The organism is Kosakonia sp., assembly GCF_032052965.1.
Lineage (GTDB): Bacteria > Pseudomonadota > Gammaproteobacteria > Enterobacterales > Enterobacteriaceae > Kosakonia.
In genome coordinates this window covers 48,691-57,487 of sequence record NZ_DAMBVN010000026.1, presented here as the reverse complement: position 1 = coordinate 57,487, position 8,797 = coordinate 48,691, and the positions used below count along the sequence as shown (strand labels likewise).

6 protein-coding genes and 1 tRNA gene are annotated in these 8,797 nt (G+C 52.7%); 1 reads left to right on the top strand and 6 read right to left on the bottom strand.

Annotation, left to right across the window (positions count from 1 at the left end):
• Positions 1–57: 57 nt before the first annotated feature.
• The 6 genes from RTX30_RS21355 to nagB form a co-directional block, all read right to left on the bottom strand.
• Positions 58–134, bottom strand: a tRNA-Met gene (locus RTX30_RS21355).
• A gap of 219 nt (positions 135–353) precedes the next feature.
• A complete protein-coding gene (gene asnB, locus RTX30_RS21350) occupies positions 354–2,018 on the bottom strand; it encodes an asparagine synthase B (protein WP_312692621.1) in 1,665 nt (554 codons plus the stop codon).
• A gap of 286 nt (positions 2,019–2,304) precedes the next feature.
• Positions 2,305–3,057 carry an HAD-IIA family hydrolase gene (locus tag RTX30_RS21345; protein WP_061494460.1) on the bottom strand — a complete coding sequence of 251 codons (753 nt, stop codon included), beginning with the start codon at positions 3,055–3,057 and terminating at the stop codon, positions 2,305–2,307.
• Between the two features lie 41 nt (positions 3,058–3,098).
• Positions 3,099–4,319, bottom strand: coding sequence for an N-acetylglucosamine repressor (locus tag RTX30_RS21340; RefSeq protein WP_312692614.1), 1,221 nt, complete (start codon positions 4,317–4,319; stop codon positions 3,099–3,101).
• Positions 4,320–4,328: 9 nt separating this feature from the next.
• Positions 4,329–5,477 (bottom strand): N-acetylglucosamine-6-phosphate deacetylase, encoded by a 1,149-nt coding sequence (nagA, locus tag RTX30_RS21335; protein WP_312692612.1) that lies wholly within the window; start codon positions 5,475–5,477, stop codon positions 4,329–4,331.
• Positions 5,478–5,538: 61 nt separating this feature from the next.
• Entirely contained in the window at positions 5,539–6,339 is an 801-nt protein-coding gene (gene nagB / locus RTX30_RS21330; protein ID WP_312692610.1) for a glucosamine-6-phosphate deaminase, read from the bottom strand.
• 330 nt (positions 6,340–6,669) lie between these two features.
• Here nagB and nagE point away from each other — a divergent pair, with 330 nt between their 5' ends.
• Entirely contained in the window at positions 6,670–8,691 is a 2,022-nt protein-coding gene (nagE, locus tag RTX30_RS21325; protein WP_312692608.1) for an N-acetylglucosamine-specific PTS transporter subunit IIBC, read from the top strand.
• The last annotated feature ends 106 nt before the right edge of the window (positions 8,692–8,797 follow it).

The following is an 8,797-nucleotide window of genomic DNA, read 5'->3' as shown; positions in this document are numbered from 1 at the left end:
CGGCGCCAGAACCTAAATCTGGTGCGTCTACCAATTTCGCCACTCCCGCAAAAAAGATGGTGGCTACGACGGGAATCGAACCTGTGACCCCAGCATTATGAGTGCTGTGCTCTAACCAGCTGAGCTACGTAGCCATCTTTTTTCGCGTTACCTTATCGGCGTTGCGGGGCGCATTATGCGTATTGGGCCTTACAGCGTCAATACCTTTTTCATCGAAAATTGCCGGAATGTGACTGTTTGGTTAGGTTGCGAACAGCATGACGCTTTATTCAGCAAAAAACGATTTTATGCATTAAATCAGAGACACAAAAAAATACAGGCCCCGCAGGACCTGTACGCATAACCACTGTTTATCAGTAAGCCGACTGGTGAATACCCACTGCGCGGCCTGACGGATCGTTCATGGTTTTGAAGGCTTCATCCCATTCGAACGCTTTGGCCGACGAACAAGCGACAGATGGGCCGCCAGGCACGCATTCTGCAGCGCTTGGCACCGGGAACAGCTCCTCAAACACTTCACGGTACAGATACGCCTCTTTGGAAGCTGGCGTGTTGTACGGGAAGCGGTAGCTGGCGGTAGCCAGTTGCTGGTCAGTAACCTGCTGTGCCGCTACTTCTTTCAGCGTGTCGATCCAGCTGTAACCCACCCCGTCGGAGAACTGCTCTTTCTGGCGCCACGCTACGCTTGCCGGTAAATAGGATTCGAAGCATTCACGCAAAATGTGTTTTTCCATCTTACCGTTGCTGCCACACATTTTATCCTGCGGGTTGATGCGCATAGCCACATCGAGGAATTTCTTATCCAGGAACGGGACACGCGCTTCCACACCCCAGGCCGACATCGCTTTGTTGGCGCGGGCGCAGTCAAACATGTGCAGAGCCTGCAATTTACGCACGGTTTCTTCATGCAGTTCTTTAGCATCCGGCGCTTTATGGAAATAGAGATAGCCGCCAAATACTTCATCAGACCCTTCGCCCGAGAGCACCATTTTGATGCCCATCGCTTTGATCTTACGGGACATCAGATACATCGGCGTTGAGGCGCGAATGGTAGTCACATCATAGGTTTCGATGTGATAAATCACATCGCGGATCGCGTCCAGGCCTTCCTGCACGGTGAAATGAATTTCATGGTGCACAGTACCAAGGTGGTTTGCCACTTCCTGGGCGGCTTTCAGATCCGGCGCGCCTTTCAGGCCAACGGCAAAGGAGTGTAACTGCGGCCACCAGGCTTCCGAACGTTCCTGATCTTCAACGCGACGCGCAGCGAATTTTTTGGTAATCGCGGAGATAACCGATGAATCCAGACCGCCAGAAAGCAGCACACCGTAAGGCACGTCCGACATCAGATGGCTTTTAACGGCGTCTTCCAGCGCCTGGCGCAGTTCTGCTTTATCGGTGACATTGTCTTTCACCGCATCGTAGTCAAACCAGTCACGCTGGTAATAAGAACGGATTTCCCCGTCTTTGCTCCACAGGTAGCTGCCGGCCGGGAACTCTTTAATGGTACGGCAAACCGGAACCAGCGCTTTCATTTCAGACGCGACATAGAAGTTGCCGTGCTCATCATGCCCCATATAGAGCGGGATAATGCCGATATGATCGCGGCCAATCAGGTAAGCGTCTTGTTCGCTGTCATACAGGGCGAAGGCGAACATACCTTGCAGATCGTCCAGGAAAGCCGGGCCTTTTTCCTGATACAGCGCGAGGATCACTTCGCAGTCGGAGCCAGTCTGGAAGGCATAACGGTCGCCATACTCAGCGCGCAGAGCCTGATGGTTGTAGATCTCCCCGTTGACTGCCAGCGCATGTGTTTTTTTCTCGTTGTAGAGCGGCTGAGCACCGGCGTTAACATCAACAATGGAGAGACGTTCATGGGCCAGGATTGCTTTGTCGCTTGCATAAACGCCGGACCAGTCCGGGCCGCGGTGGCGCATCAGGCGGGATAATTCCAGCGCTTTTTTACGTAACTCTACCGCGTCGGTTTTAATATCCAGTACGCCAAAAATTGAACACATAGACTTCTCCGTTAACCTTTCAGGGCATGCAGTGTTGTGGGGTTGCAGACGTTGCGTCATCGCTTTGTCTTATCGCGTGCCTTCAAAAATGCCGTAAAGGGCGGGGGGGTGCAAGCGTTTTACCGTCGGGAAATCAAAAAGCGCAATCGCGATTGTGGAATGCTGAAAAAAGAGCACCTGTTGCGCAGCATTATTGATGAATTATCAAAAAATCTCGCTTTTTATTGAATGCTCTATTTTTTATCAGGGGTAAAAAGAGAAACCACGCCAAAAGGCGTGGTCGGGATTAAATAACGTCGATTTCAGCGACAGAGGGGTAAATCCATGAGGGACGAAACGGCATGCTGTCGACATCGTCGAGTCGCGATACACCCGATAGCACAAGGATTGTCTCCAGACCGGCCTGAAAGCCAGCCAGAATATCGGTGCGCAGGTTATCGCCAACTATGACCGTCTGCTCTGAATGCGCCTGCATGGTATTGAGCGCCGCGCGGATAATCCACGGGCTGGGTTTACCAACGTAAAACGGCTGACGCCCGGAGATCTTCTCAATGCCCGCACAGAGCGCCCCGCACGCCGGATAGTAGCCGCGCCCGTGTGTGTCCGGGTTGGTGGCGATAAAACGTGCACCGTTTGCCACAAAGAAGGCGGCCTTATGCATCATTTCCCAGTTATAGGAGCGCGTTTCACCCACGATCACGAAATCGGGGTTGATATCGGTAATGGTAAAGCCGGCTTTATACAGCTCGTGAATCAGTGCGCCTTCACCCACCACGTAGGCTTTTTTCCCTTCCTGACGTTTCAAAAAGTCTGCCGTTGCCATCGCCGATGTATAAAACGCGCTGGCGGGCACATCGATCCCGGCAGAGGCGAAACGGTTCGCCAAATCCTGGCCGGTTTGCGACGGATAATTGGTTAACAGCACAAGCGGCATCCCTTTCTCGAGGATACGGGTCACAAATTCTGCTGCGCCGGGAACGGCAACATTGTCGTGCATCAGCACGCCATCAATATCACAGATTACATTCTGAATGGTCATGGACTGTCCGGATAAAAAATAAGTGTTAACTATAAACGCTGTTAGCTTTCCAGCAAACGTTGCAGCAGCAGACCGTTCAGCATAGCGCGCTTTACCAGCGCAAATGCGCCGATGGCAGAGCGATGATCCAGCGTTGAGCGCACCACCGGCAGGTTTTTGCGAAACGCTTTCAGAACCTGCGTATTAATGCAGCCTTCAATAGCTGGCAGTAGTACTTTCTCTGCTTCGATAATTTCCCCGGCAATCACCACTTTTTGCGGATTAAACAAGTTGATAGCGATGGCAATGGTTTTGCCCAAATGGCGACCGACGTGTTCAATGACTTCGCACGCCAGCGCATCGCCTTTATTGGCTGCTTTACAAATAGCTTTGATGGAGCAGTCGTCAAGCGTGAGGCGACTCTGGTAGCCCTGTTCAAGCAGATGGCGCACCCGCTGCTCAATCGCCGCGTTGGCGGCAATGGTTTCAAGGCAACCGAAGTTACCGCAGTGGCAGCGTTCACCCAGCGGCTCCACCTGAATATGACCGATCTCGCCTACGTTACCGTTGCGGCCAATAAAAATGCGGCCATTAGAGATAATCCCGGCACCGGTACCACGGTGGACGCGCACCAGAATGGAGTCTTCGCAATCCTGACTTGCCCCAAAGTAGTGCTCTGCCAGCGCAAGACTGCGAATGTCATGACCGACAAAACAGGTGAGTTTGAACTGTTTTTCCAGCGCATCCACCAGCCCCCAGTTTTCGACCTGGATATGCGGCATGTAACGGATGACGCCACTTTCAGGATCCACCAGCCCCGGCAGGATCACGGAAATGGCTATCAGTTCACGGATTTTACGCTGGCAGGACTCAATAAACAGGCTGATGGTGTTAAGCAGCGCATGTTCCAGTGTTTCCTGCGTGCGTTCCGGCAGCGGATAATGCTCCTCCGCCAGCACCTTTGCGCTCAAATCGTACAGCGTCAGGGTTGTGTCGTAGCGGCCAAGCCGTACGCCAATCGCCTGGAAGTTGCGGGTTTCGGTGACAATGGAGATGGCGCGGCGGCCTCCGGTGGAGGCCTGCTGATCGACTTCTTTGATCAGTCCGCGTTCAATCAGTTGACGCGTGATTTTTGTCACGCTGGCGGGAGCAAGCTGGCTTTGTTCGGCAATCTGAATGCGCGAAATAGGCCCATGCTGGTCGATCAGGCGGTAAACCGCCGCGCTGTTAAGCTGTTTAACGAGGTCAACGTTACCGATTTGAGCTTGTCCGCCTGATGTCATACCGTTTATTTACTCAGTGACGACCTCGTTACCATTAACGATGGTCTTGATGATTTTATACTCGTGTGTGAATGCGGTCAGATTCGCGACTTTACCGGCAGCAAGGCTGCCAAGCGAACTGGCAACGCCAATTGCGCGAGCGGGGTAGAGGGTTGCCATGCGCAGCGCTTCGTCCAGCGCAATGCCAACATGTTCCACCAGGTTACGCACCCCTTCAATCATCGTCAGGGAGGAACCGCTCAGCGTTCCGTTTTCATCCACACACAGTCCATTACGGTAGTATATTGTTTTACCAGCAAAAATGAACTGGTCAATATCTGCACCCGCAGGCGCTGTCGCATCTGTCACCAGGCAAAGTTTGTCGCCTTTCAGACGCTTAGCGTTACGAATATTAACGTAATCGACATGCAGACCATCTGCAATAATGCCGCAATAAACATCCGCATCATCGAGCACGGCGCCGGCAAGTCCCGGCTCACGACCCGTAATGTATGGCATGGCGTTATAAAGGTGGGTGGCAAAAGTAATCCCGGCGCGGAAACCGGCTTTGGCCTCTTTCAGCGTGGCATTGGAATGCCCGGCGGACACCACAATGCCCGCAGTTGCCAGTTGGCGAATCACTGCTTCGCCTGCCATTTCCGGTGCCAGCGTCACTTTGGTGATCACATCGGCGTTTTGACACAGGAAGTCGACCAGCGCCGGATCCGGTTTACGCACGAATTCCGGATTGTGGGTGCCTTTTTTCACAATGTTCAGCCACGGCCCTTCCAGGTGAAGGCCCAGTGCCTGGTTCGGGTATTTGGCCAGGTAGTCGCGCATGACCTGCACGCCCTGTTTCATCAACACATCGCTGGTGGTGATCAGCGTTGGCAGATAGCTGGTACAGCCCGATTTCTCATTGGCTTTCTGCATGATTTCCAGCGTCTTCACGGTCACGGCTTCAGCCGTATCGTTGAATTGCACGCCGCCGCAGCCGTTTAGCTGAACATCAATAAAACCGGGGGCAAGAATGGCGCCATTAAGCGAGCGTTGTTCAATACCGGCAGGCAGCTCGGCCAGCGGGCAGAGGCGATCAATCAGGCCATCGGCGATCACTAACGCGTGATCATCCAGGATTTCATGGCCGGTATAGATCCGGCAATGGGTTAAAGCATACATAAGACCCCCGGTAACAAATGAGGCCGCTTCACGATTTTCCCCTCGTGAAGCGGTAACTGAATTACAAACCTTTAATGTTTTCTGCTTCTAACTCGTTAAAGTATTTGAGCGTTTTTACTTTCAGTTCCATGGTGGACGGTTCATCACAGACAATCACCGCTTTCGGGTGCAACTGCAGACAACTGATAGTCCACATATGATTTACATTGCCTTCGACGGCCGCTTGCAGCGCTTGCGCTTTAACGCCGCCCAGCACCAGGATCATGACTTCTTCGGCATCCAGCAGAGTACCAACGCCCACGGTCAGGGCATATTTTGGTACCTGGTTGACATCGCCATCAAAGAAACGTGAGTTCGCCACGCGGGTGTCATGGGTCAGCGTTTTAATACGCGTGCGAGACGCCAGGGAAGAGGCCGGTTCGTTAAATGCGATATGACCATCGTTGCCCACGCCGCCCATAAACAGATGAATTTTACCGTAAGCGCGGATTTTTTCTTCGTAACGGCGGCACTCTGCGTCAATATCCGGCGCGTTACCATCCAACAGGTTAATATTTTCAGCCGGAATATCAACGTGATCGAAGAAATTGCGATGCATAAAGCTGTAGTAGCTTTCCGGATGCGTTTTCGGCAGGCCGACATATTCGTCCATGTTAAACGTGACGACATGCTGGAAGCTAACCTGGCCCGCTTTGTGCATTTCAACTAACGCTTTGTATGCAGTAAGAGGCGTACCGCCAGTCGGCAGGCCAAGTACAAACGGGCGATCCGCGGTCGGTTTGAACGCGTTGATGCGGTTAACGATATGGCGGGCTGCCCATTTGCCGACTTGTTCTGCTGTCGCCAGTGGAATCAGTCTCATTATTCACCTCTGAAAGTTAAATGAAAAACAGTGACGGAATGCATGCGAGCTCAGCGTTAAGCCTAACCTGGTTTCGTGACAGAGAAGGAAGCAATCCATCTTGATATTTTGAATCTTAAAATAAGTTTTGCTCGTTTGCCAGTGTAAAGGAGGGTTATTGACGATACTTAGTGATTTTTATCACAAAAAGTACGTATTTAATTTGCGAGGCGAATTAATTTTTCACACACTCTGCAGTGTAGTGCGAAAATAGCCGTGATTTCAGGTTAGTTACACAATAAAAAACGACTGTTTCAGTGAGCTCTCGTCGGGTTCATAGGGGGAATAAAAGTGAGTATTTTAGGTTATCTGCAAAAGATTGGCCGCGCACTGATGGTGCCCGTGGCCACGCTGCCTGCAGCAGCAATTTTGATGGGGGTCGGGTACTGGATCGACCCGGTTGGCTGGGGTGGCGAAAATGCACTGGCGGCGTTCTTTATCCAGTCCGGCTCTGCCATTATCGACAATATGGGCGTGCTGTTTGCGGTGGGTGTCGCTTACGGTATGTCAAAAGATAAAGACGGTGCTGCGGCGCTGGCGGGTTTTGTGGGTTTCCTGGTACTGACCACGCTCTGTTCGCCTGCTGCGGTTGCCATGATCCAAAAAATTCCTGCTGATCAGGTTCCGGCGGCGTTTGGCAAAATCAAAAACCAGTTTGTTGGTATTCTGGTGGGGATTATTGCGGCGGAACTTTATAACCGCTTTAGCAGCGTTGAGCTGCCGAAAGCGCTCTCCTTCTTCAGCGGTCGCCGCCTGGTGCCGATCCTCACCTCGTTTGTGATGATCGTAGTGGCGTTCATCATGATGTTCATCTGGCCGGTAGTCTTTAGCGGACTGGTGGGCTTTGGTGAACATATTCAGAAACTGGGTTCAATTGGCGCTGGCGTTTACGCCTTCTTCAACCGTCTGCTGATCCCGGTCGGTCTGCACCATGCGCTGAACTCCGTATTCTGGTTTGACGTGGCGGGTATCAACGATATTCCTAATTTCCTTGGCGGCGCGCAGTCTATCGAAGCCGGGAAAGCGGTTGTGGGGATCACGGGGCGTTATCAGGCGGGCTTCTTCCCAATCATGATGTTCGGTCTGCCTGGCGCTGCGCTGGCGATTTACCACTGCGCACGTCCGGAAAATAAAGCCAAAGTGCTGGGTATCATGATGGCCGGGGCGTTCGCCGCTTTCTTCACCGGTATTACCGAGCCGCTGGAATTCTCCTTTATGTTCGTCGCACCGGTGCTGTATGTGATCCATGCGGTACTGACCGGTATCTCCGTCTTTATCGCCGCGAGCATGCAGTGGATTGCTGGTTTTGGTTTCAGCGCCGGTCTGGTGGATATGGTGCTGTCCTCGCGTAACCCGTTGGCGACGCACTGGTGGATGCTGATCCCGCAGGGCCTGGTGTTCTTCGTTATTTACTATGTGATCTTCCGTTTCACCATTACCAAATTCAACCTGCTGACGCCCGGGCGTGAACTGGCGGTGGCGGGTGATGAGGCCGATGGTCAGGACGTGAATGTCAGCGTGAACAGCGAGCAGGATATGAAAGGCCTGGCGCGTCAGTACATTGCTGCCATTGGCGGCTCCGATAACCTGACCGGTATTGATGCCTGTATTACCCGCCTGCGTTTAACAGTAAAAGACTCCTCGCTGGTAAATGAATCCATGGCGAAACGTCTTGGCGCTTCCGGCGTGATCCGTCTTAACAAAACCGGCGTACAGATTATTGTGGGCTTCGTGGCGGAAAAAATCGCCGATGCGATGAAAACCGCAGGTGATGTGCCTGCAGCAGACAAGGCAGGTGCACCTGCAGCGCCGGTGGCGTCGGTAAAGCCTCAGGCGGTACCGAACGCGACCACCATCGCTGAATTGGTATCGCCGGTAACGGGTGAACTGGTGGCACTGGATCAGGTTCCGGATGAAGCCTTTGCCAGCAAAGCAGTGGGTGATGGCGTGGCGGTAAAACCAACGGAAAATGTCGTGGTTTCTCCAGCTGCGGGCACCATTGTAAAAATCTTCAACACAAATCATGCATTTTGCCTGGAAACAGAGAAGGGCGCAGAGATTGTGGTCCACATGGGTATCGACACTGTCGCACTGGGTGGTCAGGGCTTCTCTCGCCTGGTTGAAGAAGGGGCCGAAGTGGCTGCGGGTCAACCGATCCTCGAGATGGATCTGGTGTACCTTAACGCCAACGCACGTTCAATGATTAGCCCGGTCGTGGTCAGCAATATTGACGACTTCTCCGGCCTGGTGATGAAAGCGCAGGGTCACGTTGTGGCCGGTCAGACATCTCTGTATGAAATTAAAGGCAAGTAGTTGCTCCTGAGTCAGCATTAATGCCTTAAGCGGCGGGGAAAACCTCGCCGCTTTTTTTTACCCCAATCTCAATCAGTGCCATACTCGTGCCTCTCTTATGGAGGTT

What these genes read in the sequence shown, in the direction of transcription:
- RTX30_RS21340 (WP_312692614.1), bottom strand. Translation starts at nt 4,319, where the DNA reads ATGACATCAGGCGGACAAGCTCAAATCGGTAACGTTGACCTCGTTAAA.
- RTX30_RS21345 (WP_061494460.1), bottom strand. Translation starts at nt 3,057, where the DNA reads ATGACCATTCAGAATGTAATCTGTGATATTGATGGCGTGCTGATGCAC.
- nagB (WP_312692610.1), bottom strand. Translation starts at nt 6,339, where the DNA reads ATGAGACTGATTCCACTGGCGACAGCAGAACAAGTCGGCAAATGGGCA.
- asnB (WP_312692621.1), bottom strand. Translation starts at nt 2,018, where the DNA reads ATGTGTTCAATTTTTGGCGTACTGGATATTAAAACCGACGCGGTAGAG.
- nagA (WP_312692612.1), bottom strand. Translation starts at nt 5,477, where the DNA reads ATGTATGCTTTAACCCATTGCCGGATCTATACCGGCCATGAAATCCTG.